Raw genomic sequence first — 25,267 nt, forward strand, 5'->3', positions numbered from 1 at the left:
CTCAGCCCGTGAAGGGCGCCCATTAAACAGACAACACCACACACCACCAAGACGCTCGCCGGGCATGGCGAGCAGCTTGGTCACGCTTGAGTTACGGGATCTTAAAGACCCTGCTCGACGAAGGGACCGATCAACGCCAGAGCGCCGTCGAGCGAGGCCGCATCGACCCCGCCGCCCTGCGCCATGTCCGGCCGACCACCGCCTTTGCCGCCGACTGCCGCAGCAGCCTGCTTCATCAAATCACCCGCTTTCAACTTGGCAGTGAGGTCCTGCGTCACGCCGGCCACCAGCACGACTTTATCGTCCTGCACGCCGCCGAGCAGAATCACTGCGCTACCAAGCTTGTTCTTCAACTGATCGACCAGCGCCAGCAGGCCCTTGCCATCGAGACCGTCGATGCGTGCGCTGAGCGTCTTGACGCCTTTGATGTCCACGGCCGAGCCGGCCAGATCGCTGCCTGCCGCGATGGCGGCCTTGGCCTTGAGCTGATCCAGCTCTTTCTCCAGTTGGCGATTGCGATCGATCACGGCAGCCAGCTTGTCGAGCAGGTTGTCGCGACTCCCCTTGACCAGCGATGCCGCTTCTTTCAATTGCTCTTCTGCGCCATTCAGATAGGCGAATGCCGCAGCGCCGGTGACGGCTTCGATACGACGCACACCGGCTGCCACACCGCCTTCACTGACGATCTTGAACACACCGATATCGCCGGTGCGGTTGGCATGGATGCCGCCGCACAGCTCGACGGAGAAGCCGTCGCCCATGGTCAGTACGCGAACGCTGTCGCCGTATTTCTCGCCGAATAGCGCCATCGCGCCCTTGGACTTGGCACTTTCGATGTCCATCTCTTCCGTCTGCACCGGGGTATTACGGCGCACTTCGCGGTTGACGATCTCTTCGAGCTCCTTGAGCTGCTCCGGCTTGATCGCCTCGAAGTGGCTGAAGTCGAAACGCAGGCGCTGACTGTCGACCAACGAACCTTTCTGCTGCACATGCTCGCCCAGTACCTGACGCAGCGCGGCGTGCAGCAAGTGAGTCGCCGAATGGTTGAGGCCAGTTGCGGTACGCACCGAGGCGTCTACTTCCGCGTGGATCGTCGCGCCGACGCTCAGGCTGCCCTTACTGACTACGCCGTGATGCAGCCAGGCGCCGCCGACCTTGGTGGTGTCACGCACGTCGAAACGTACGCCCGGGCCTTCCAGGAAGCCACAATCACCAATCTGGCCGCCGGACTCTGCGTAGAACGGCGTCTGATCGAGGACTACCACGCCCTCCTCACCTTCGTTCAGGGTGTCGACGGATTGACCGTCGCGCAGCAGCACCAGCAGCTCGCCACTGGCAACGGTGGCGGCGTACCCGAGGAAACGGGTGTCTGCGTCAACCTTGACCAGGCTGTTGTAGTCCATGCCGAACGCGCTGGCAGAACGCGCACGCACGCGCTGAGCTTCCATCTCGCGCTCGAAACCGGCCTCGTCTAGGGTCAGCTCGCGTTCACGGGCGATGTCGCCAGTGAGGTCCATCGGGAAACCGTAGGTGTCGTACAGTTTGAAGATCACTTCACCCGGAATGACCGATCCCTTCAGTTCAGCCAGGTCCTGCTCGAGGATCTTCAGGCCCTGCTCCAGGGTTTTGGCGAACTGTTCTTCTTCAGTCTTCAGCACGCGCTCGATGTGCGCCTGCTGCTGTTTCAGTTCCGGGAACGCATCGCCCATCTCGGCGACCAAGGCCGCGACGATCTGGTAGAAGAAGCTGCCCTTGGCACCCAGTTTGTTGCCATGGCGGCAGGCGCGGCGAACGATACGGCGCAGCACGTAGCCACGGCCTTCGTTGGACGGCGTCACACCGTCAGCGATCAGGAAGCCGCAGGAGCGGATATGGTCAGCCACCACCTTCAACGAGGCCTGGCCTTCATTGGCGCAGCCGATGGCCTTGGCCGCAGCGTTGAGCAGGCTCTGGAACAGGTCGATCTCATAGTTCGAGTTGACGTGCTGCAGCACCGCGCTGATACGTTCCAGGCCCATGCCAGTGTCCACACTCGGTGCCGGCAGCGGGTGCAGAACGCCATCCGCCGTGCGGTTGAACTGCATGAAAACGTTATTCCAGATCTCGATGTAGCGATCGCCATCCTCTTCTGGCGAGCCGGGTGGGCCGCCCCAGATGTGCTCGCCGTGATCAAAGAAAATCTCGGTGCATGGGCCACACGGGCCGGTATCGCCCATGGTCCAGAAGTTGTCGGACGCGTACGGAGCGCCCTTGTTATCACCGATACGGATCATCCGCTCAGCGGGCACGCCGACTTCCTTGGTCCAGATGTCGTACGCCTCGTCATCGGTGGCATAGACCGTAACCCAGAGTTTCTCCTTGGGCAGCTTCAGCCATTTCTCGCCGGTGAGGAATTCCCAGGCGAAATGGATGGCGTCGCGCTTGAAATAGTCGCCAAAACTGAAGTTGCCGAGCATTTCGAAGAACGTATGGTGACGTGCGGTATAGCCGACGTTTTCCAGGTCGTTGTGCTTGCCACCGGCGCGCACGCACTTCTGGCTGGTGGCGGCGCGGGTGTAGGCGCGCTTCTCCAGGCCCAGGAAGCAGTCCTTGAACTGGTTCATGCCGGCGTTGGTGAACAACAGCGTGGGATCGTTGTTTGGAATCAGGGAACTGGAAGCGACACGGGTGTGCCCCTTCTCTTCGAAGAAGCTCAGGAAAGCTTCACGGATTTCTGCGCTTTTCATTGGCATTTTCCAGGAAAACAGGCGGCCACGGCGAAGCCGGCAAAAGCCCGCATTATATCGGGCTTGTCCGCGGCGGCTAGGCCATAGCGGAATTATTTGCGGGCAGCTCGATAACCGGAATTTCCGGGCGCTAGCGACAATCCGGCGGGCCACTGAGAGACGGCGTTGCGTAGCCCTCGATCAGCCCGCACGAACGGAGCCCATGGCGCCGCGAGGCGCGTCAGCCGCGAAACGCGGCGAAGGCCTCGATGACTTGGCCGATGGCGTCGGCTCCAACATTCAGATGGGTCACCATACGCAGGCGCGGCGCTGCACTGAGATGAATGCCGCGCTCGGCGCAGAAGGCTTTCAGCTCGCTGGCACGCTCGCCGACCTGCACATAAACCATATTGGTCTGCACCGGCTCGACCGAGTAACCCAGCTCACGCAGGCCTGCCGCCAGGCAGTCGGCATTGGCGTGATCCTCGACCAGCCGCTCGACCTGATGATCCAGCGCGTACAGCCCTGCCGCTGCCAACACACCAGCCTGGCGCATGCCGCCGCCGACCATTTTGCGCAGGCGCCGGGCCTTGCCGATCAGCGCTTCGCTGCCACACAAGACGGAGCCGACCGGCGCGCCCAGCCCTTTCGACAGGCACACCGACACCGAATCGAAATGCCGGGTTATTTCGCGCGCCTCGACGCCCAGCCGGACGGAGGCATTGAACAGGCGAGCGCCATCTAGGTGCAGTGCTAGCCCCTTGTCGCGGGTGAAGGCACGGGCTTCAGCCAGATAATCGAGCGGCAATACCTTGCCCTGCATGGTGTTTTCCAGCGCCAGCAGACGCGTGCGAGCGAAATGGAAGTCGTCCTGCTTGATTGCTGCCTCGACCCGTGCCAGGTCGAGGGAGCCGTCGGCCTCCATGTCCAGCGGCTGGGGTTGAATCGAGCCCAGCACCGCTGCGCCACCGCCTTCGTATTTGTAGGTGTGCGCCTGCTGCCCGACGATGTATTCGTCGCCCCGTTCGCAATGAGCCATCAGGCCGAGCAGGTTGCTCATGGTGCCGGTCGGCACGAACAGCGCAGCGGCGAACCCCAGTTCCCGCGCCAGCCGCTGCTCCAGGCGGTTTACGGTCGGGTCCTCGCCATACACGTCGTCGCCCAGTTCGGCGGCCAACATTGCCTCGCGCATGCCGGCGGTGGGTTGGGTGACGGTATCGCTACGCAGATCAATGATGGACATGAACGCTCCTGGGCGAACAGATGATTGAGAGATCGAGCACAACGCCGCGGCGGTCAGTCACGCCAGCAGCGAAGCGTCGACGGGCACGATGAGGATGCCGGCACGCTGGCCGTTGTGTACCTTGGGATTAGGGAAAATGATGCGTGCGCCCTGCTCTTCCACCACCCAGCGACTGCTGGCCAGGTCCTCGGCGAGCAGATAGCCGGGCGCCAGCTCGGTGAAGTTTTCCACGTCGATTGGCAGGTGCAGCGTGAAGGCGTCGCTGTGCTTGATCACTTCACGGGCAAAAGCAAACAGTTGCAGGTGCTCGATAGCCGACTCATCTACAGGCGGCTCGCGCCCTTCGATAAGTGCCTGCAGGCGCATTTCCAGGCGATCCAGATTGACCAGTTCGTTATGCCCGAACGGCCTTGCCTTGCCCAGCTCCAGCGTGAATGCCTCGGCGCCCAGCTCAGCGTAGGTGTAAGCACTGAAGGTGGTCGAGGCCTTGCTCTGCAATAGCACGGCGTCGATACCGGCGGCCTGCAGGCGGGCGCATTCATGACGCGACTGGCGGCGCCCTTCGGCCCAGGGATACAAGGCGAACTGCTCGATGCGCGAAGCGCGAATGGCGGTGTGCAGGTCGTAATGCAGGCGTGTGCGCTCGGCATCGGCAAAGAACGACGACGCCAGGTGCTCCAGCTCGCAGGCACGCATCGCTTCGGCACCGCTGCTCAGCTCGTGGCGACCGCTGAACAAACGGTTGATGTCCTGCTCGACGAAGCGCTCGCCACGGCGCATCGCCGATGGGTTGCCGAACAACAGCAGCAGGCGCGCGCGTGGTTGCAGTTCGTTACGCGCAATGCCGCGCAGCAGGCGGTCGAGCAGCTCGATGGGAGCTGTTTCGTTGCCATGGATACCGGCTGAGAGCAGCAGGTCCATGCCATTGTCGCGGCCCGCTGCCGGTGTCACTTCGAGCGCACCTTCGGCCAGCCAGCGCAGGCGCGTGCCCTCCGGCGTCAACTGGATCTTCGCGGCCGGCTCATAGCCAGCCAGGGTCAGTTCGAGCAGTTTGCCGAGGGCGAGCATGGGCGTTCCTCAGTGATTGCAGTCCGGACCGTGGACGTGGCCGTCATCGGCGTCATCGTCTGCGGGCTCGATTTCCAGTTCCAGGCTGACCAGGTTGGTGGCCATCGGGCGCAGCAGCAGGCTGGCGTATTCGGTATCGCCCTCGGCCACATCGACACCGATCATCAACTGACCGTTTCCGACTTGCTGGATCCACACTTCCTTGCCCTGCCAGAGCACGGCAAAACGCGTGCACGAGGTTTCCAGCTGGGTGCCGTCGTTATCTTCAAGGATCAGTTGCAGGGCGTCGCTCATAAGTACTCCAAGGTCAGTAACGGCTCGAAGGCGAGCCGCCTCAATTCAATTGAAAGGGATAAACCGCGCCGAGTCCAAGGATCTGCGTCAGTTCATCCAAAGCGGTGCGGCACTCGTTCAGCAGTTGCGGATCGGCCAGGTCGCTTTCACTCAGGCGATCTCGGTAATGCTGGTCGACCCACTGCAGCAGCCGTTGATACAGCGCTGGCGTGAGCATCACGCCTGGGTTCATCGCAGCCAGCTCCTCGGCCTGCAAGGCTACCCGCAAACGCAGACACGCCGGGCCGCCACCGTTCTGCATACTCTGCTTGAGATCGAACGCGCGCACTTCGGCAATCGGCCCGTCGCTGCCAAGCAGCGTTTGCAGGTACGCCCAGACACGCGGATTGCCGCGGCACTCCTCCGGCACCACCAGCAGCATACGCCCGTCGGCGCGGGTGAGCAGTTGGCTGTTGAACAGATAGGAGCGCACTGCATCCTCCACAGGCAGCGCCTGGCGTGGCACACACACGGGCTGCAGGTCGCCGCCAAGGCGCGCGAGCTTGTCATGCAGCTCACCGATAACCCGCGGGCTGTCGAGAAAAGCATCCTCGTGATGGAACAGCACCTGACCGTTGCCGACCGCGATCACGTCGTTGTGAAACACGCCCTGATCGACGACCGCGGGGTTCTGCTGGGCAAATACCACCGCATTGTCGTTCAGGCCGTGCAGGCGCGCGACCGCCTGGGACGCTTCCAGAGTCTGCCGCGCCGGGTAACGCTGTGGCGATGGCAGGCGCAGGTCAAAGGCGCTGCGCCCGAACACGAAAAATTCCACACCCGGCTCGCCATAGTCGCGGCAGAAGCGCGTGTGGTTGGCCGCCCCCTCATCCCCGAACTGGCTGACCGCAGGCAGCGCCGCATGGTGGGCGAAATAGCGCTCTTCAGCGAACATTGCTGCCAGCACGCGGCTGGTAGTGGGGTGTTCGATGGAGCGATGAAACTTGCAGTTGAGATTGGCGGCGGTGAAATGCACGCGGCCATCGGCCGTGTCGGCGCTGGGGCTGACGGTGGCGGCGTTGGCCGTCCACATGCTCGACGCCGAACAGCTGGCGATCAGCAGCGGCATGGCATCGCGCGCCGCCTTCTCGATCACCTGTGTGTCGCTGCCGCTGAAACCACAGGCGCGCAGCGCCTGCACGTCCGGCCGCTCCTGCGGCGCCAGCACCGCCTGGGCGTAGCCCATGTCCATCAACGCCTTCATTTTCGCCAAGCCCTGGCGAGCAGCCTCGCGGGGATTGGAGGCCACCTGGCTGTTGTTCTGCGAGGCGACGTTGCCATACGACAAGCCACCGTAATTGTGCGTCGGGCCAACCAGACCGTCGATATTCAGCTCACACGCCGAGGCCAGCGAACGGGTCATAGGCTCACTCCTGGCGCCAGAGTATCCGGCAAGGCAAGCCGTTCGCTTTCCAGCGAGGCAACCGGATAGGCACAGTAATCCGCCGCGTAGTAAGCGCTGGGGCGGTGGTTGCCGGAAGCGCCGACACCACCGAACGGGGCGCTGCTGGCGGCGCCGGTCAGCGGCTTGTTCCAGTTGACGATGCCGGCGCGGCTGCGCAACCAGAACTGCTCGTAGCGCTCGCGCGAGTCGGACAACAGGCCGGCAGCGAGGCCAAAACGGGTGGCGTTAGCCTCCTCAATGGCCGAGTCGAAATCGGCGTAACGAACCACTTGCAGGAGTGGCCCAAAGACCTCTTCGTCGGCACGCGGCTGCACGTCGGTGACGTCGATGATGCCGGGCGTCAGCAGCGCCGCGCCTTCGAGGGGCTGGCTCATGTCCAGCAGCGGGCGGGCGCCCTTGTCGATCAATCGCGCCTGCACCTTGAGCAGATGCTGAGCGGCATCCAGGGAGATGACCGCGCCCATGAACGGCGCAGGCTGGGCGTTGAACGCGCCGACGGTGATGCTCGCCACCACGCTCACCAAGCGCGCCAGCAGCCTGTCGCCCCACTCACCGGCGGGCACCAGCAGACGCCGTGCACAGGTGCAACGCTGGCCGGCCGAGATGAAGGCGGACTGGATGATGCAATACACCGCGGCATCCAGATCGGCCACCGGCTCGACGATCAGCGGGTTATTGCCGCCCATCTCCAAGGCCAGGATGGTTTCTGGTCGGCCACTGAACTGGGCATGCAGCACGTTGCCCGTGCGGCTGGAACCCGTGAAGAACAGGCCGTCGATGCCCGAGCTGGCCGCCAGCGCAGCGCCGGTATCGCGTGCGCCTTGCACCAGGTTGAGCACGCCAGCGGGTAAGCCGGCTTCGATCCAGCACGTGAGGGTCAGCTCGGCGACCTTCGGCGTGTGCTCGCTGGGCTTGAACACCACCGTGTTGCCGGCCAGCAACGCGGGCACGATATGCCCGTTCGGCAGGTGGCCCGGAAAATTGTACGGCCCGAACACGGCAACCACGCCGTGTGGTTTGTGGCGCAGCACACTGCTGGCGTCGCCCTGAACGCCACTTCGGGTTCCGCTACGCTCCGCCTGGCTCTGCACCGAGATAGCCACTTTGTTGATCATGCTGGTGACTTCGGTAACTGCTTCCCAGAGCGGCTTGCCGGTCTCCTCGCCGATGGCGTGAGCGAGGTCGTCCTGCTTCAGCTTGAGCACTGCGGCAAAACGTTCGAGCACGGCGATTCGCTCGGCAACCGGTGCAGCCGCCCATGCAGGAAACGCCTCGCGCGCAGACTGCACGGCCGCCTCGACCTGCTCGGTACTGGCTTCGCGCCCCACCCAGAGCACCTGCTGGCTGACCGGATCAAGGGATTCCAGGGTGTCACCCTGTCCAATCTGCCAGAGACCTGCAATGTAATGCGTGCTCATGGTCGTTCACTCCAGGCTTCACGGTTCAAGGGCCACCGCCAGGCGATGACCTTGTACATCTGACGGCTGCCGCTCTGTGGCGACATCACCGGTTCGGGGCCCTGCCCCGGCTTACTTCACAATCGTGCGTCAGGCTTGCGCCGCCAGCGCCACCGCCCGCACCTGGTCGCCAACACTCAGGCGCAGGCGTTTGGCCGTGAGCGGGTCGACCACCAGGGTGCCGGCCGCCATGCGCGCACGCGCCGCGGTGATACGGCAGTCTTCTCGCTTGCGGTTATGCACCAGGTACACCGGCGCGTCATCGCCGGGTGTGCCGATGGCCAGCACCAGCAGTTGGCTGTCACGGATGGCACGGATTTTCGCGGTTTCCGCTTCAATGGCCGGGCCCGCGTCGAAGATGTCGACATAGCCCTGATAGCTGAAGCCTTCGGACTTGAGCATCGCCAGCGCCGGCTCGGTGTCCGGGTGAACGCGGCCGATCACCTCACGCGCAGCCTCGGACAGAAAACAGGTGTACAGCGGAAACTTGGGCATCAGCTCGGCGATGAAGGCCTTGTTGCCAACGCCGGTGAGGTAGTCCGCCTGGGAGAACTCCATGCGGAAAAAGTGTCGGCCCAGGCATTCCCAGAAGGGCGACCGGCCTTCTTCATCGGAGACGCCACGCATCTCGGCGATGATCTTGTCACCAAATTGCTCGCGAAATTCGGCGATAAACAGAAAACGCGCCTTGGACAGCAGCCGGCCATTGAGCCCGTTACGGTGGTCGGCATGCAGGAATAGCGAGCACAGCTCGGAATGGCCGGTCAGGTCGTTGGCCAGAAACAGCGTCGGTACCTGGCGGTGGATATTCAGCTCCTGGGACGCGCAGACCGTCAGCCCCACGCGGTAGTTGTACCAGGACTCGCGCAGGCCAACCCCGCCGGCGATCGCCGAAATCCCCAACACGCGGCCGTCGTCGTCCTCGAGCACGAACATGTAGTCGCAATCGCCACGTTCGGCCTCGCCGCGAAAGGTTTTCTCGGCGCGGCCAACCCGATAGGCCAGGCGCGCCTCGTTGGCCGGCAAGGTGGTCAGGCCGGTGCCTGTGCTGCGCGCCAGGTCAATGAGTGCCGGCAGATCGCCAGCACGGACGGAGCGAACGATCATGATGCCTCCGGAAAACTGCGGGCCAGACACGTGGCATGCATCGCTGACAACCTCATACCGCCACCAACCGGACCTGACCGCCTTCGCTGACGCCGAGCGTCTGCGCCGTGAGTGGGTCGAGCACAGCCGGCTGGCCGGGCGCCCAGTTGAGTTCGGCGATTACCGCGCGAAAGCCCTGCAGCTGCTCGTTGCTGATCAGGTACGGCTGACCGCCCTCGCCCGCTTCGCTGAGCATCACCGGTACCACCGCGCTCTGGGCAATGGAGCGGATACCCGACGTGCGTGCATGCAGCGTCGGCCCGCCATCGAAAATGTCGATGTAGTGATCGGTTTCGAAACCGTCGCGCATGAGAATGTCGAACGATACCTGCGCCCGCGGGTGCACCAGTCCCATGGACTCCTGGGCGCTATCCGGCAGCAGCGGCACGTAAATCGGGTAATGAGGCATCAGCTCGGCCAGGTAGGCGCGGCTGCGCAGCCCGCATAACCGCTCAGCCTCGGCGTAGCTCATGCCGAAGAAATGCCGACCCACTGCATCCCAGAACGGCGACTCGCCGGCGTCGTCGCTCTCACCGACGATCTCTACCACCATCGCATCGGCGAAGCGCTCCGGGTGGCAGGCGGCGAACAGCAGGCGCGCCCGGGAGTTGAGCTCGGACCACACACTGTCCACCAGCGAGCGCTCCACATAGAAGCTGGTCAGCAGGCTGTTGCCGGTCAGGTCGTGACACAGCGAGAGCACGTGGATCTTGTTGTGGATTTTCAACTCACGGGAGTTGTGAACGAAGGTTTCGTTACGGAAACTGTAGAACGGCTCGGAGTAGCCGGCCGAGGCGACGATGCCCGAGCAGCCGACCAGACGAGCGGATTCGGTGTCTTCGAGGACGAAGAAATAGCGCTCTTCGCCATTGAAGCTCACTTCGGCGGCGAACGAGGCTTCCGAGGCGGTGATCTTGTCGCGCAGGCGCTCGGCGTTATCCGGAAGCGAGGTGACCCCGACCGGGCTGTCAGCAGCCAGACGCTGGACTTCAGCGAGGTCGGTCATTCGCGCGGGGCGCATCACCAGCATGGTGTCACTCCTTCAACAGAACCCGGAGACAGCAGTCTCCGGCAGCGAGAACCATCATCCGTGATGCCGACCGGATCATCCGGTCAGGCGAGTATGAGTACTGGCGGCACTCAGGCCGCCAGTCAGGTAGATCAAGCAGCGGCCGCCAGCTTGGCCACAGCACGCTCGAAACGGTCCAGGCCTTCGTCGATGTCGGCATCCTCGACTACCAGGCTCGGGGCGAAACGCACCACGTCCGGGCCGGCCTGGAGAATCATCAGATTTTCCTCAGCCGCCGCGTCGAAGAAGGCGCGCGCCTTGCCCTTCCAGGCGTCGGACAGCACCGCACCGATCAACAGGCCCATGCCGCGCACGCCGGAAAACACACCGTACTGCTCGCCAATCTGCAGCAGTCGAGTCTTGAAGCGCTCGTGCTTGGCCTTCACGCCATCAAGCACCTCAGGGGTGTTGACCACATCGAGCACCGCTTCGGCCACCGCGCAGCCCAGCGGGTTGCCGCCGTAGGTGGTGCCGTGGGTGCCGACGGCCAAGTGGCTGGCCAACGCTTCGCTGGTCAGCATGGCGGCGATCGGGAAGCCACCGCCCAGGCTCTTGGCACTGGACAGCACATCCGGCGTTACGCCGTAGTGCTGATAGGCGAACAGATGACCGCTACGTCCCAGGCCGCTCTGCACTTCATCGAACACCAGCAGCGCGTTGTGCTGATCACAGAGTTCACGCGCGCCTTGCAGATAAGCCAGGTCTGCCGGCAGCACGCCGCCTTCGCCCTGGATCGGCTCCAGCACCACGGCGCAGGTCTTGTCACTGATGGCCGCCTTGAGCGCCTCGAGATCGTTGTAAGGCACGTGGGTGATGCCCTGGATCTTCGGCCCAAAGCCATCGGAGTATTTCGGCTGGCCACCGACGCTGACGGTAAACAGGGTGCGGCCATGGAAGCTGTTGGTGGCAGCGATGATTTCGTACTTGTCGGCGCCAAAGCGGTCGTGGGCAACACGACGGGCCAGCTTGAAGGCCGCCTCGTTGGCTTCGGCGCCGGAGTTGCAGAGAAACACGCGCTCGGCGAACGTGGCCTCGACCAGCTTCTTGGCCAGGCGCAACGCCGGCTCGTTGGTGAACACGTTGGACACATGCCACAGGGTATTGGCCTGTTCGGTCAGCGCCTTAACCAGCGCTGGATGGGCGTGGCCCAGTACGTTGACGGCAATGCCACCGGAGAAATCGATGAGCTCACGACCACTCTGATCCCAGACGCGCGACCCTGCCCCACGCACTGGCACGAATGCCGCAGGCGCATAGCTGGGTACCATCACCTGGTCGAAATCGGCGCGTTGCACCGGGTCGTGCTGAACTGACATCGAAACTCTCCTGACGAGAACACGCCGGCCCAGCGGGCCAACGATGCGAAAGATTGTAGGGGGCGTTCCAGGGCCGGCATTGCCGGCATGCGACAAGTTCTTACAGCGCCAACCCAGGACCAGACGCGGGAAAAGCCTCATGCCGCGCTGGTGAGGCGCAGTTTAAACGTTGCCGCCGTCCCGGCGCACCGGGCGGCCGATATTTATCATCAACGCATCAATAAGCGGGTGGGACATGCCGCTGCAAGGCCCAAAGGCCGGGGTCGTGCAGGTTAAACGCGCATATGAAAATTATCTTCATCTCGTCGAGAGGCCTCTTGTCTACAGCTGGCGTGACGGTGGTATCATTTTGCAGGCATCACGACCGCCAATCGTGAACGGTGTCCACTCAAGGCTGGCTCAAGGATTTTGACGGCCCGGCACATCCCTCAATGCAGTGCATCGACTCGTACAGTCAAGGAAGCGCGAGATGAACGCAAAAGAACAACAATTGACCGAGCTGCTCACGCTCACGTCACGCACCATCACCCATATGACGGCGGCTATGACCGCGCTCTCGTTCGATCTGCTACGCAGCGACGACAGCGGCGTGCGCTCGGCGGCCTCCAAGATGATTACCCGCCTGGGCGCCGTGAGCCAGGAGCTCGATCAACAATGGCTGTTGATCAGCGAACTGACCGGGGTCGAAGCACCTGTGCGGCACGACACCATTGAAGAAGTCCAGCTGCATACTGCCTGACTCGGGCAGCCTCCTGCTCAGGGCCGACATCCTCTGTCGGCCCTTCTCGACACCAACATTCTGCTTTGTTCTATCGCCAGATGCCCCGCCATCGTGGAGCACCCTCCCACCCGCCTTTCAGGAAGCTCGCCGATGAGTGCGCCCAGCAGCCAAGTCATGCTGTATGCCAATGACCCGGTCAAGACCTGTGCCTTTTATGAGCAGCATTTCGGCTTCGTGCCCAGCGAGGAGAGCCAGGGCGTGGTTGAGCTACATCACCCACGTGGCGGCCTGATTCTGCTGGTGCACCGCGCCGCCAAATCGCTGAAGGGCAATCAGGCTCGGGTGAAGCTGGTGTTCGACGTTGAGAACCTGGAAGCCTTCCGCAGCCGTGCTTTGGTCAACGGACTGGAGTTCGGCCCGATCCACCAGGCTCAGGGCTACGGATTCGCCAACAGCAAAGACCCGGACGGCAACGGCGTGAGCATTTCCAGCCGCGTATATCGACCGCGCCAGGGCAGTTAGCCCCGCGCAGCCAGGTACTCGCGCTGTAGCACCTCAACCAACTGTGCCGCAGGCAGTGCTCGCGCCAGCGCTGCGCCCTGCCCGGCCCAGTGTGCCGCGAACTCTGCGTTGCCGGCCTTCGCTGCGGCAGCGATAAGCTGCTTGCCGGCGTCATAGGCGATGCCGAAACCAGGCACGGGCGGATGCCCGGGTGCGCCCACTTCAGCGATGAACCGATTAACGATGCCGCGCGCCGGACGGCCCGAGATCGCCGTGGTCACCTGGGTAACCTGTGCCCGCTCGCTGCTCAACATGCGCCGGTAGGCGTCATTGGCTGCGGATTCGGGGCAGAGAATAAACGCCGTGCCCAGCTGCGCAGCACTGGCACCCAGGGCCATGGCGGCAGCAATGCCGGCGCCGTCCATGATGCCACCCGCCGCGATCACGGGTCGCGACAGATGGCGAACCAGCACCCGCACCAGCGCCAGCGTGCCAATACCCTGATCGCCACGCTGCGGTTCGAAGACCCCACGGTGACCGCCAGCTTCGATGCCCTGCGCGACGATCAGATCGATGCCGGCCGCTTCCAGCAAACGCCCCTCTTCCAGCGTGGTCGCCGAGGCCAGCAGGATAATGCCTGCCTTCTTCAGCGCATCGATACGATCCTGCGGCGGCAGCCCCAAATGAAAGCTGACGATCGGCGGGCGCTGCTCAAGCAAAACGTCCAGCTGGCCGTCATCATCATAGAAGCTGCTGTAGATATCACCGATAGCTGACGGCGCATCGCTGCCAAGCTCGGCGAAATAAGGTTGCAGGTGTTCAAGCCAAACGTGCTCTGCCGTTGCATCAGCAATGCTGGGGCGATGGCAGAACACATTGATGTTGAAAGGACGACGGGTTCCGGCGCGGGTCTCGATGATCATCTGCCGGCCAACCTCGGCCTTAACCGCGGCAATCGAAATCGAGCCAAGACCGCCCGCATTGCTCACCGCCGCAGCGAGCGCCGGGGTGGCAGTGCCGGCCATGGGTGCCTGAATGATCGGATAGTCGATACCCAAGACTGCGCAGTTCATACGACGATCCTCGAAAAACCTACCCAGAGGGGATCAAAGATAACCCACCTCCTCTCAATTTCAACTGCAAGGCGTGCAGCGCCAGGGTTGCGAAACATGAAGCGGGTGACACATCCCTGCCTATCCAGCGCTGCGATGCGCGTCAACCTGCCTTAGCGTAGCACCGGCATGGACGGCATGGCGTTCAAGGGGATCAGCGCGCCTGGGTGCTGAATCACGGCACCTGCCAAGCGGTGCCCCCAGCGCGCCGCTTGCTGCGGATCGCAGCCTTGCAGGCGGCCGGCCAGGTAGCCGGCGCTGAACGCATCACCGGCGGCGGTGGTATCCACAACCTGTTCGACTGGCTCTGCCAGCACTTCAGCGCGACCATCGGCGGTTTGCAGCAGACAGCTGCGCGCGCCGCGCTTGACGATTACCTCGCCCACGCCCTGGTCTGCGTAATAGTTGAAGAGTTGCTCCGGCGTCTCGAAGTCGAATACCGCAACGTCGTCCTCCCAGGTGACGAGTGCGATATCCACCATGCCCAAGAGCTCTGCATAGTGTGCGCGTGCATGCGCCGCATCCGGCCATAGCCGTGCCCGATAATTGTTATCGAACACGATACGCGTGCCTCGAGCACGCGCCTGACGGAGGGCATCGAGTAATCGCTGACGCCCTTCAACGGTGAGGATCGCCAGACTGATACCACTGAGATAGAGCATTTGGTAATCGCCAAGAGCAGCCAACAGCTCATCGGCGCCCGACCCATCAAAGCAGTAGCGCGCCGCGGACTCGCCTCGCCAGTAGAGAAACGTTCGCTCGCCCTGCGCGTCGGTCTGGATCATATAGAGGCCAGGCAAACGGTCCGCCACGATCCGCACCTGTCCATCACCGACGCCTTCTTCACGCCAGCGCGCGCGCATCGCCTGGCTCAGTGCGTCGTCGCCCACAGCGGTGAGGTAATCGACGACCACGCCATCGCAGCGACACAAGCGACTGAGGTAAACCGCCGTATTGAGCGTGTCCCCTCCGAAGGTTTGCCGCATACCACCGTCGGCGTGCTGTTGAAGTTCAACCATGCACTCACCGATCAAGCCGACCGTGGCCGGTGCAGCCGCGTTGGAAAGAATCGTCATAGGCGCTCCTGTACTTGTGCGCATAGCTGTCGGATTTTCTACGGAGCCGGGCCTGCAATGGCCCAGCAGGGACGTCTCAGAAACGTGTCGGCATCACCTCGATGACGTTCAGCGCATCGTCGACCAGCAGCACCTGCCGCCATTTGTCGAAAGTGAGACAGGGGTGCGACGTGCCGAAGGACAGGATGTCACCGACTGCAAGCGCCTCCCCGCCCGGCACCGAAAGAAACAGGTGCTGGTCCATGATGAGCTTGACGCCCCAGCCCTTAACATCACGTGGCGGATGGCCTTCGCGGTACAGGCGCTGCGGCATCGGCAAGTCGGGATCACATCCGATATCGCGCTTGCCGAGCGCAACGATAGCCAGCCCCGGCTCGGGCAGCGATTGAACATGAGCAAACACTTCCAGCGCAGGCAGCAACTCACCCTGCAGGTCCGGGTGCCGACCTTTCACCTCTTCCATCGCACCGGCGTACAGCTTGTGGTCATGAACCACATAGCAACCAGGGCGCAGCAGCGGTGTGTACTCATCACGCAGATCGGCGCGATCGAAGGCCTCGGCGATCAGGTCGAACCACTTCGAACCAGACGCGGTAACCACCGGCTTGCTGGTAGTGAATGCATGCGTGCGTTTCAGGCGCATGAGTGTATCGACCAGTCGATCGGCGTAAGCACGCACGTCGGTGATCGGGGTTTGCCCAGCAATGATGCCTTCATAGCCTTCGATGCCGGACAAGCTCAGTGCGGGTGATTGCTCGAGCGCGGTCAGCAGCGCCTCCAGCTCGCGATCATTGCGCACACCACAACGACCGCCCTCGACACCCAGTTCGATCATCACGTGCAGTTGCAAGCCTCGTGCCGAGAAAAAGCCATTGAGTGCCTGCACGTTTTCCACACTGTCGACCACGCAGTGGAACTCGGCGCCCTTGGCGATCAAACCGGCCACCAACGCCATATTTGCAGCGCCGACGAGCTGGTTGGCCATCAGCAGCCGCGTCACCCTGTGCTCGAAAGCCGCCACGCACTGAGTAGCAGTGGCGAGCGTAATCCCCCACGCCCCGGCCTCGAGCTGACGATGGAACAGGCCAGGCGTCATGGTGGTTTTGCCATGTGGCGCCAATCGAGCGCTATGGCGCTCAGCAAACGACTGCATCCAGGAAATGTTGTGCTGTAGAGGGCGTTCGTAAACGACCGCTGCAGGCAGGCTGACGTCCTGCAGCAAGGCGCGCCCCGCGCCGATGATTGCGGCTTTCTCCACGCCGGGTTGCGGCGCTTCGCTCAGGTCAGCAGATCGCATGTCTGGATCCTTCTCGGTTTTTTTGCATGGAAGGCCGTGCAGTCAGGCCTTACGAGATCGATTGGATTGAATCACGGAAAATAACTATCACAAATTATTTTTTTAAGTTAGAAATTATCACAACCTAGGCACGATTCTTTTGATCCGCCTTCGGTAAGCAACGGAGTCATGAAGTGAATTTGGAAATCGACATCCTGTCGCGCATCACAGAACGCTACCCGACCTTGCGCGAAGCCGAGCGCAAGGTGGCGGCGATGGTCATCGACGATATCGATTTCGTGACCAGTGCCAACATCTCAGCCATCGCAGCCCGCGCCGGCGTCAGTGATGCCAGCGTCACTCGCTTTGCCAAGTCCATCGGCTGTCAGGATGTGCGTGACCTCAAGCTGCGCCTCGCACAGTCACTCGCGGTCGGTCGCCGCTTCATCCAAGAGGCCAGCGAAGAAGACGGCATCGGCGCGGTATACGAAATTGCCAAGCAGACGCTCGACCTCAACCGCGAACTCATCGCCAATGCAGACATCGAGGGTGCGCTCGATCTGCTCGATGGCGCGCGGCAGATCATCATTTTCGGCGCCGGTGGCGGCTCGGTGGTGCTCGCTCAGGAGATGCAGTTCCGCCTGGTGCGCCTGGGTTATGCGGTTAGCGCGTATTCCCAGGCGCTGATGCCACGCATGGTCGCCGCCACGCTCGACCCCAGTGATGTGGTGGTGGCGCTGTCGGTCACCGGCTACACCCCGGAAATCGTCGATGCGGCGCGTATTGCCCGCAGTTATGACGCCCAAGTACTGGCCCTTACCGCGACGGACTCCCCCCTGGCGCAGCAGGCCAATGTGGTGCTGCCCATCGCCGCACGCGAAACCGATTTCATCTACCACCCGTCCTCGTCGCGCTACGCCATGCTGGCGGCCATCGATGTGCTCGCCATGCGCCTGGCATTGCGACACCGGCAACGCTCACGAGACAAGCTGCGCCGCCTGAAGCTCACGCTCGACGCCCACCGTGGCGGCCACAACCGTCAGCCCCTGGGGGATTGAGACATGCCACAGCACGCCAGCCTGCTGATTCGTAACGTTCAGCTCATCGATGGCACGGGAGCCGCACCTTTTACCGGCGACCTGGCGGTGTCTGGCGAGCGCATCGTCGCGCTCGGTGACCTGCGCGACTGGTCGGCGGATACCTGCATCGAGGGCAACGGTCGGTGTCTGTCCCCCGGCTTCATCGATGTGCACACCCACGACGACATCAATGTCATACGCATGCCGGAGATGCTGCCCAAACTCACTCAGGGCATTACCACCGTCATCGTCGGTAATTGCGGGATCAGCGCGTCGCCGGTTAGCCTTTCAGGCCCCACCGTTCCCGACCCGATGAACCTGCTCGGCCGCGTCGAGGACTTCCGTTACCCCGCGTTCGCCACCTATGCCGAGTCGGTTACGGCGGCCCAGCCGAGCGTCAACGTCGCAGCGCTGGTCGGGCACACGGCGCTGCGCGCGACGTTCATGGAGCGTTTCGATCGTCCCGCCAGCACTGATGAGATCCAGCGCATGCGCACCACCTTGCGCCAGGCGCTGGCTGATGGTGCCATCGGCATGAGTTCAGGCCTGGCTTATATCAACGCCCGGCACGCGCCGGCGGCCGAGATGCAGGCACTGGTTGAAGAAGTCGGCGCAGCGGGCGGCATCTACACCACTCACCTTCGCGATGAGTTCGCCGGGCTCCTCGACGCGATGGACGAAGCCGTGGCGACCGCTCGCCATGGCCAGGCGCCGCTGGTCATTTCCCACCTGAAATGCGCCGGGGTCGGCAACTGGGGTACCGCGCCACTGGCCCTGGAAAAACTCGAGCAGGCGGCGCAGCAACATAGCTGTCACTGCGACTGCTACCCATACACCGCCGGCTCCTCGACCCTCGACCTTGGGCAGGTTACCGACGAGTTCGAGATATTCATCACCTGGTCCGATGCGCACCCGCAGATGGCGCGTCAGACCCTGCAAGCCATCGCCGACACCTGGGGCGTCTCACTGCTCGACGCCGCGCGCCGCCTGCAACCTGCCGGCGCGGTTTATCACAACATGGCGGAAGACGACATGCGTCGCATCTTGCGGCATCCGCTGAGCATGGTCGGCTCAGATGGCTTGCCGAACGACCCCCATCCGCATCCGCGGCTGTGGGGCGCGTTCCCCCGCGTCATTGGGCATTTCTGCCGAGACCAGGGCTTATTCACGCTTCCCGAAGCCATTCACAAGATGACCGGCCTTTCCGCCCGCAGCTTTGGCCTGTGTGATCGCGGCGAGCTTCGCGTCGGTGCCTATGCCGATCTGACGCTGTTCGACTTCGACAAGGTGCAGGACAGCGCCACCTTCACCACCCCAATCGCCGCCGCGAAAGGTATCGAGCTGGTGGTGGTCAACGGCGCAGTGGCCTATCAGCACGGGCGCCTCGTAGAACGCGCCGGCCGCCTGCTCAAACGCGCGGCCAAATCCCCCGAACTTTAATCATCACCCAGGAGAACCTTATGAGCATTAAACGTTATGGCGCCGAAGGCGGAACCGGAACCGGCGGGCAGAAGCTGCCATTCTCACGCGCAGTCGAGGCTGGTGGCTGGTTGTACGTCTCCGGCCAGACGCCGATGAAAGACGGCGAGGTGGTCGAAGGCGGCATCGTCGAGCAATCGCGCCTGGCCTTTCAAAACTGCCTCGACATCATGGCCGAGGCCGGCTACGGCATAGAAGACGTGGTGCACGTAACCACCGTGCTGACCGATGCGCGCTACTTCAGCTCGTTCAACAAGGTCTTCAAAGAGGTCTTCGTTGACCATCCGCCCGCGCGCATCTGCAGCGTTCAGGATCTGGTAGTCGACTGCAAGGTCGAGGTCGACGTGAAGTGCTTCAAGGCCTCTCGCGCCTGATCATTCGCTCGCATCGAAGGAGACCCATCGTTTCATCACCGTAAGGCCGAGCCAGGTGCGGCACTGCCTGGCTCGCTTACCGCTACCTCATCAACAATCATTCCAATCTGAGGTCAGGTATGAACAGCAACATCTTTCTCGGCAGTTTCTTCGTGTACCTGCTCGCCATGATCGCGCTGGGCTGGTGGGTCTCGCGCAACCACCGCTCCAATGGCGACGACTTCCTTCTCGGCGGGCGCAGCATTCCGCTGTTTCTCACCATCGGCACCACAGTTGCCACCATGGTCGGCACCGGCTCGAGCATGGGCGCGGTGGGCTTCGGCTACAACAACGGCTGGGCCGGCGCGCTGTACGGCATCGGCGGCTCGATCGGTATTCTGCTGCTGGCAGTGCTGTTCGCCTCGGTGCGCAAACTGCGTTTCATGACCATGAGCGAGGAGCTGGCCTATTACGTGGGCGGCAGCCGGGTTGTGCGTAACGTAGTGGCGCTGCTGATCTACATCGCCAGCATCGGCTGGCTGGGAGCGCACATCCTGGGTGGCGGCATGTACCTGGCCTGGATTACCGATATCGACCTGAACACCGCGAAATTCGTGGTGGCCGTCGGCTTCGGCCTGTACTGCATCATCGGTGGCTACCTGGCCGTTGTCTGGACCGACACCATCCAGGCCATCCTGCTGTTCATCGGTTTCATCGCCATGGCCGTGTTCGCGCTGGTCGAGATAGGCGGTTTCGAACACCTCAGCGACCAGATGGACGCCGCCACCACAGGTATTCTAGGGATAAGCAGCCTGGGGCTGATTCCGGCCATATCCCTCGCCGCCGTGGTGGCGATCGGCGTGCTCGCAACGCCGTCCTTTCGCCAGCGCATCTACTCGGCAGATTCGGTCAGCAGCGTGCGCCGCTCGTTTATCTTCACCGGCGTGCTGTACCTCGGCTTTTCCATCATTCCGGCAATCATCGGCATGGCCGCTCACACCCTCGCGCCGAATCTGGAAAACAGCAACTACGCGTTCCCGTTCCTGGCAACCCAGGTATTGCCGCTCGGGCTGGGCTTGCTGGTGATGATCGCAGGCCTCTCCGCCACGATGTCCAGCGCGAGCTCAGACGCCCTGGCAGGCGTGTCCATCTTGATGCGCGACGTCTACATCCTGGTCACCGGCCATACGCCACCGGCCGCACGCATCGTGCGCTATTCGCGCTTTGCGCTGCTGTTCACGATTGGCTTGGCACTGGCGTTCGCACTGACCTCGGACAACATCATCAGCTACATCACCAAGATGATCGCCACGGTCATGGCCGGCATGTTCGTCTGCGCCATCCTCGGCAAGTTCTGGCCCCGCTATAACTGGCAAGGCGCAATCGCCACGCTGATCGCAGCGTCCTGCACCTCGCTGGCCATCATCGCCAATGCAGACTGGACGGCTTACTGGGGTAACCCGAGTATTCCGGCCGTGCTGGCCGCGGTTGCCGCCGGTGTGGCGGTGTCACTGCTCACTCCTCGCTGCCAGATCACCCCGGAAGAGGCCTTGGCTCGCATTACCGAAGAGCGCCAGGCAATGGAAACACCGGTAAAAATCACTTCGTGAGCCCCCGCGATTTAAGCCTTCGCTGACGCCGTCAGCGAAGGCTTGATGAAACCTCTTTTCACCGTGTGCGGTAACCGGCACCTTAGCGAGGAGAGCAGGCCGGGTCGCGCAGGTTACGTGGCGCATGAGCGTGCCTGAGCACTCCATGTATTTTTCCAGGCGTTTCATCCATGAGCCATCGCATCGCCCAGGTCCAATTGCACTCAGCTGCTCTGCTGGTTGGCGTTTCCGCGCTATTCGGCGAGTCGCTGAATGTCAGCGCGAGCATGATCGTACTCGGCCGGGCAGCGTTCGCCCTGCTCGCCTTGAGCGTGATTTGCCTGTGCCTGAATCTGCGCCCGTGGCATGGGGTAAGTGGCGCTACCGTGGCCAAGCTGCTGGCCACTGGCGTCGCTCTGGGCGGGCATTGGATTCTCTTTTTTCTGGCGGTGCAAACAGGCGGCGTGGCGGTGGCCACCCTGGGGTTCGCTTCGTTCCCGGCCTTCACCGCGCTGATCGAGCGGCTGGTTTTCGGCCAGCGCATGGGCCGCACCGACAGTCTCATTTTGCTGCTGGTATCGGTGGGGCTGATGCTCGTCACGCCCTCATTCGATTTGAGTGACGGCGCTACCGAGGGCTTGCTCTGGGGCGTGCTGTCGGGCGCCAGTTACGCAGCCATCGCGGTTGCCAACAAGCATTTCTCCAGCAAGGTCGACGGGCTTTCCTCGTGCTGGTGGCAATGCCTGGCCATCAGCGTGGTGCTGCTGCCCTGGTGCCTGCCTGAGCTTCCCGCAATTACCAGCCACGACTGGTGGCAGCTGGCCGCGCTCGGCGTATTGTGCACGGCGCTGGCTTATAGCCTGTTCATCGCCTCGCTGCGCCATGTACGCACCCATACCGCTGCGGTGGTGATTGCCATGGAACCGATCTATGCCATCGCCGGGGCATGGCTGCTGTTCGGTTCGGTGCCGACCATCGGCATGCTACTGGGCGGCATGCTGATTCTCGCTGCGGTCGCCTGGGCAGGCCTCAAGGCCAGTACCTGAACCATTTCAGCGGCAAGCCTGCGAGTACAGTAGTCAACCACTACCGATAGCGCGGTGCTGCCGTCGATCATCTTGCAACGAGGGTTCACACCGTTGTCGCAATTGTCGCGGTACCTTCTCCTGGCAATTTCTCGTCTAAGCTGCGAATTCGGGCAACAAGACCCGTACCGCAAGGGCCTGCTTTCCCATGCGTAATACGTTCGCTGCCACACACGCAGCGGCACGGCACCCGGCCTGACTGCAGGATCATCGAAATGCAGGCCATCAACGGTGCCCGCCTCGTCCCTGGCGTAGCCTTATGGCCTGCACGACAACCACAGATTTCGGGGGTAGTGAGCAATGGATTGTTTGATCATCTATTCACGCGACGGCGAACAGCGCGTACAGACCCTTACCACTCGCTTCATTCCCAATATGAAGGCAGTGGAATTCACCATTCTCAATGCCGAACTGCCGGCTGGTCACTCTCCACTGGGGCTAGCCGCCAATGGTTCGGTCCGGCAGATGATTCAGCAACTCGGCATCGAGATTCTCGACGTGCTCCCGGTGCGCAATGCGCTACCGAGCGAACAGCGGGCCTGACCGCTGCGCTCGACTGCTCCGATCCTCAGGGCTGCCAAGTGGTTCGCTCACCACTGAGTTTATGATCGAGAAAGTTGGCAGCGCTGATCAGCGCCAGGTGGCTCAACGCCTGAGGCGTGTTGCCCAGATGATGACCGCGGCGATCCAGCTCTTCGGCATACAGGCCCAACGGGTTGGCATAGCGCAGCAGCTGCTCGAACTCTAGATGCGCCTGCTCGGTGCGCCCGGCGCGTGCCAGGCACTCGACATACCAGAATGAACAGGCGACGAACGAGCCTTCCTCACCCTTGAGGCCGTCGTCGGTGCGGTAGCGATAGACCATGCCGTCGCGTACCAATTGCTGCTCGATGGCTTCCAGCGTGGCCAGCCAGCGCGGATCAGTTGCCGCCACGAAACGCATCAGAGGCATCAGCAACATGGAACCATCAACATCTCGGCAGCCGATACGCTGGACGAAATGCCCCGCGTCCGGGTCCCAGAAGTTGCTCCAGATGTCGTCATGAATGGCCTGCCGCTGCTCGTTCCAGCGCGCAAAGGGTGCAGGCAGCGAACGCTTCTGCGCCAGGCGGATGGCTCGATCCAGCGCCACCCAGCACATCAGGCGCGAATGCAGAAAATGCTGTTCTTCGCCACGAATCTCCCAAATGCCGACGTCTTTCTGCTGCCAGCTGGCGCACACCTGATCGACGATATCGACCACATGCCGCCAACCGTCATGGGAAATCGCCTCGCCGTATTTGTTGGCCAGGTACACCGCGTCCAGCAGCTCGCCGAAAATATCCAGCTGGGTTTGCTCATGCGCTTCATTGCCGATGCGTACCGGCCGCGCGCCGCCATGACCCGCCAGATGATCGAGAGAGCTTTCCGGCAACTGATGCTCACCGCGCAGGCTATAGAGGATACGCAGCTTGGCGGGCGTTTCGGTGCAACCGTCCACTCGCTCGCGCACCCAGCGCATGAACCCGATGGCCTCCTCGGAAAAGCCCAGCCGCATGAAGGCATAGACGGTAAAGGAGGCGTCGCGAATCCACGTATAGCGGTAATCCCAGTTGCGCTCACCACCCGCCGCTTCAGGCAGACCGTACGTTGCCGCAGCGATAATGCCGCCATGTTTGCGCGAGGTCAGCAGCTTCAGCGCCAATGCCGAACGATGCACCATCTCGCGCCAGCGCCCGCGGTAGTTGGACTGTTTGATCCAGCGTCGCCAGTACGTCAGGGTCTCCTGCAGACAATGCTCGCAGGCACCGGCAGCCACCAGTGGGTCGTCCAGCGCGCCAAGCACGAACTCGGCGTGCTCGCCTTCGCGCAGCTCGAACTCGGCGATCCCGCAATGCGCGTCGACGGTCAGCGTCTGGCTGGAGGACAAGCGCAAGCTCGGCTGCCCAGGCGCGTGAAAGACCACATCCGCTCCATTCATCTGCGCCTGGGTGTCGGCGCGACTGTAATCGTGACGAACCCGACAGCGCATGCGGATTCGGGCGCTGCCGGAAACCACCTGGATGCGCCGAATCAGCCGCGGGTCATCATCCACGTCGGCATTGATCGGCATCAGGTCGGTACATTCCACAACCGCCTGATCGTCCAGCCAGCGTGTCTGCAGTACGTTGGTGTCTGGCAGGTAGAGCTGCTGGCGCCGCGCATTCGGCAGATCCGGGGCGAGCTGAAAGACCCCAGCCTTGGGGCTGTCGAGCAGCGCGGTGAAGATCGACGGGCTGTCGAAATCCGGCCAGCAGAAAAAGTCCACACAACCACTGTCGGCGACGAGCGCTGCACTGCGCATATCACCGATGATGCCGTGCGCCTCGATGGGTATCTGACGCGCCTGGATATCAGCCATTGTCACGAAACTCCGGATAAAGGCTCATGCCACCGTCGATGAACAGGGTCGTGCCGTGAACGTAATCGGCGGCATCGGAAGCCAGCCAGACCACCGCATTGGCGATGTCCTGGGCCTCACCGATGCGGCCGTAGGGAATCAATTCGAGCAGCGACTTGCCCGCCTCGCCCTCGGTGGCGTCCTGATTGATCGCGGTGCGAATCGCGCCAGGTGCAATGGCATTGACGCGGATGCGCTGCTCGCCGACCTCCTGCGCCACGCTGCGCATCAGTAGATCGAGGCCGCCTTTGGAGGCTGCGTAGTTGGCGTGCCCGGCCCAGGGAATAAGCTGGTGCACCGAGCTCATTTGAATGATCTTGCCCGCAGCGCGCGATACGTCCTCGCGAATCTCCTGCCGGGCAAACTGTCGCAACGCCGCGCGCACGCACAGAAATTGCCCGGTGAGGTTGACCTGCAGTACACGATTCCAGTCGTCCAGGCTCATGTCCACCGTGGGCGCATCGCGCTGCATGCCGGAGTTGGCGAGGAGAATATCCAGCCGTCCAAACGCGGCGACGGTTTCGGCAAACATTGCCTCGACCTCTGCTTCGCTGGACACATCGGCGCGAACCGCAATCGCCTGGCCGCCGTTGTCACGAATCGCCCCAGCGAGCTGCTCGGCAGCCTCACGGCCGGAGCGATAGTTGAGCACCACCGCCGCACCGGCATCAGCCAGCGCCTTGGCCGACGCCGCGCCGATGCCTGAACTGGCGCCGGTGACGAGGGCAACCTGATTCTTCAATGAGATGTGCATGGGGTTCCCCTTTTTGAGCCTGTAACACCTGACTGGCTGACAAGCGGCAGAGTTCATGTAAAGCGCAGGTGCCACGGAGCC

At 62.7% G+C, this 25,267-nt stretch carries 22 protein-coding genes; 8 read left to right on the plus strand and 14 right to left on the minus strand.

Annotated elements, in window-relative coordinates:
- Positions 1–101 precede the first annotated feature (101 nt).
- From alaS to BLS60_RS11135, 9 genes are all read right to left on the minus strand, one after another.
- Positions 102–2,726, minus strand: coding sequence for an alanine--tRNA ligase (gene alaS / locus BLS60_RS11095; RefSeq protein ID WP_092367868.1), 2,625 nt, complete (start codon positions 2,724–2,726; stop codon positions 102–104).
- A gap of 220 nt (positions 2,727–2,946) precedes the next feature.
- Complete coding sequence (gene ltaE, locus BLS60_RS11100) at positions 2,947–3,948, minus strand: low-specificity L-threonine aldolase (RefSeq protein ID WP_070881817.1); 1,002 nt, start codon at positions 3,946–3,948, stop codon at positions 2,947–2,949.
- 57 nt (positions 3,949–4,005) lie between these two features.
- The gene (gene astE, locus BLS60_RS11105) at positions 4,006–5,016 is read right to left on the minus strand and encodes a succinylglutamate desuccinylase (RefSeq protein WP_092367871.1); all 1,011 of its coding nucleotides are present in this window, start codon (positions 5,014–5,016) and stop codon (positions 4,006–4,008) included.
- A gap of 9 nt (positions 5,017–5,025) precedes the next feature.
- Positions 5,026–5,310, minus strand: a complete 285-nt coding sequence (locus tag BLS60_RS11110; protein ID WP_070881815.1) for a topoisomerase II — start codon at positions 5,308–5,310, stop codon at positions 5,026–5,028.
- Between the two features lie 40 nt (positions 5,311–5,350).
- A complete protein-coding gene (astB, locus tag BLS60_RS11115) occupies positions 5,351–6,712 on the minus strand; it encodes an N-succinylarginine dihydrolase (protein WP_092367874.1) in 1,362 nt (453 codons plus the stop codon).
- Positions 6,709–8,172: a succinylglutamate-semialdehyde dehydrogenase gene (gene astD / locus BLS60_RS11120; RefSeq protein WP_092367877.1), complete on the minus strand. Its 1,464-nt coding sequence runs from the start codon at positions 8,170–8,172 to the stop codon at positions 6,709–6,711. The genes astB and astD overlap by 4 nt, the downstream gene beginning before the upstream one ends.
- Positions 8,173–8,301: 129 nt before the next feature.
- Positions 8,302–9,318, minus strand: coding sequence for an arginine N-succinyltransferase (gene astA / locus BLS60_RS11125; protein ID WP_070881812.1), 1,017 nt, complete (start codon positions 9,316–9,318; stop codon positions 8,302–8,304).
- Positions 9,319–9,370: 52 nt separating this feature from the next.
- On the minus strand, positions 9,371–10,387 hold the full coding sequence (gene aruF, locus BLS60_RS11130) for an arginine/ornithine succinyltransferase subunit alpha (RefSeq protein WP_092367880.1): 1,017 nt from the start codon (positions 10,385–10,387) through the stop codon (positions 9,371–9,373).
- Between the two features lie 131 nt (positions 10,388–10,518).
- Positions 10,519–11,742: an aspartate aminotransferase family protein gene (locus tag BLS60_RS11135; RefSeq protein WP_092367883.1), complete on the minus strand. Its 1,224-nt coding sequence runs from the start codon at positions 11,740–11,742 to the stop codon at positions 10,519–10,521.
- Positions 11,743–12,211: 469 nt separating this feature from the next.
- Here BLS60_RS11135 and BLS60_RS11140 point away from each other — a divergent pair, with 469 nt between their 5' ends.
- A complete protein-coding gene (locus BLS60_RS11140; protein ID WP_070881809.1) occupies positions 12,212–12,481 on the plus strand; it encodes a hypothetical protein in 270 nt (89 codons plus the stop codon).
- Positions 12,482–12,613: 132 nt separating this feature from the next.
- Positions 12,614–12,985, plus strand: coding sequence for a VOC family protein (locus BLS60_RS11145; RefSeq protein WP_092367886.1), 372 nt, complete (start codon positions 12,614–12,616; stop codon positions 12,983–12,985).
- On the opposite strand, the gene BLS60_RS11150 is transcribed toward BLS60_RS11145, so the two are convergent.
- From BLS60_RS11150 to BLS60_RS11160, 3 genes are all read right to left on the minus strand, one after another.
- The gene (locus tag BLS60_RS11150) at positions 12,982–14,037 is read right to left on the minus strand and encodes an NAD(P)H-dependent flavin oxidoreductase (RefSeq protein ID WP_092367889.1); all 1,056 of its coding nucleotides are present in this window, start codon (positions 14,035–14,037) and stop codon (positions 12,982–12,984) included. The genes BLS60_RS11145 and BLS60_RS11150 overlap by 4 nt on opposite strands.
- Before the next feature lie 152 nt (positions 14,038–14,189).
- On the minus strand, positions 14,190–15,152 hold the full coding sequence (locus BLS60_RS11155) for a sugar kinase (protein ID WP_244153396.1): 963 nt from the start codon (positions 15,150–15,152) through the stop codon (positions 14,190–14,192).
- Between the two features lie 76 nt (positions 15,153–15,228).
- Entirely contained in the window at positions 15,229–16,449 is a 1,221-nt protein-coding gene (locus tag BLS60_RS11160) for an amino acid deaminase (protein WP_092367892.1), read from the minus strand.
- Positions 16,450–16,622: 173 nt separating this feature from the next.
- On the opposite strand from BLS60_RS11160, the gene BLS60_RS11165 reads away from it, so the two are divergent.
- The 6 genes from BLS60_RS11165 to BLS60_RS11190 all read left to right on the plus strand — a co-directional run bounded on the left by BLS60_RS11165 (position 16,623) and on the right by BLS60_RS11190 (position 22,556).
- The gene (locus BLS60_RS11165; RefSeq protein ID WP_092367895.1) at positions 16,623–17,486 is read left to right on the plus strand and encodes a MurR/RpiR family transcriptional regulator; all 864 of its coding nucleotides are present in this window, start codon (positions 16,623–16,625) and stop codon (positions 17,484–17,486) included.
- Between the two features lie 3 nt (positions 17,487–17,489).
- On the plus strand, positions 17,490–18,947 hold the full coding sequence (locus BLS60_RS11170; protein WP_092367898.1) for an N-acyl-D-amino-acid deacylase family protein: 1,458 nt from the start codon (positions 17,490–17,492) through the stop codon (positions 18,945–18,947).
- Between the two features lie 20 nt (positions 18,948–18,967).
- Positions 18,968–19,360: a RidA family protein gene (locus tag BLS60_RS11175; protein WP_092367901.1), complete on the plus strand. Its 393-nt coding sequence runs from the start codon at positions 18,968–18,970 to the stop codon at positions 19,358–19,360.
- Positions 19,361–19,479: 119 nt separating this feature from the next.
- Positions 19,480–20,949, plus strand: a complete 1,470-nt coding sequence (locus tag BLS60_RS11180; protein ID WP_092367904.1) for a sodium:solute symporter family protein — start codon at positions 19,480–19,482, stop codon at positions 20,947–20,949.
- 170 nt (positions 20,950–21,119) lie between these two features.
- Complete coding sequence (locus BLS60_RS11185) at positions 21,120–21,974, plus strand: DMT family transporter (protein ID WP_092367907.1); 855 nt, start codon at positions 21,120–21,122, stop codon at positions 21,972–21,974.
- Positions 21,975–22,313: 339 nt separating this feature from the next.
- Positions 22,314–22,556 carry a hypothetical protein gene (locus BLS60_RS11190; RefSeq protein ID WP_092367910.1) on the plus strand — a complete coding sequence of 81 codons (243 nt, stop codon included), beginning with the start codon at positions 22,314–22,316 and terminating at the stop codon, positions 22,554–22,556.
- A gap of 25 nt (positions 22,557–22,581) precedes the next feature.
- Here BLS60_RS11190 and BLS60_RS11195 read toward each other — a convergent pair whose 3' ends face one another.
- Both BLS60_RS11195 and BLS60_RS11200 read right to left on the minus strand, forming a co-directional pair.
- The gene (locus tag BLS60_RS11195; RefSeq protein ID WP_092367913.1) at positions 22,582–24,393 is read right to left on the minus strand and encodes a glycoside hydrolase family 15 protein; all 1,812 of its coding nucleotides are present in this window, start codon (positions 24,391–24,393) and stop codon (positions 22,582–22,584) included.
- Positions 24,386–25,186, minus strand: coding sequence for a glucose 1-dehydrogenase (locus BLS60_RS11200; protein ID WP_092367916.1), 801 nt, complete (start codon positions 25,184–25,186; stop codon positions 24,386–24,388). Before BLS60_RS11200 ends, BLS60_RS11195 begins: the two co-directional genes overlap by 8 nt.
- Between the last annotated feature and the right edge of the window lie 81 nt (positions 25,187–25,267).

Origin of the sequence: Phytopseudomonas seleniipraecipitans (assembly GCF_900102335.1) — a bacterium.
Classification (GTDB): domain Bacteria; phylum Pseudomonadota; class Gammaproteobacteria; order Pseudomonadales; family Pseudomonadaceae; genus Aquipseudomonas; species Aquipseudomonas seleniipraecipitans.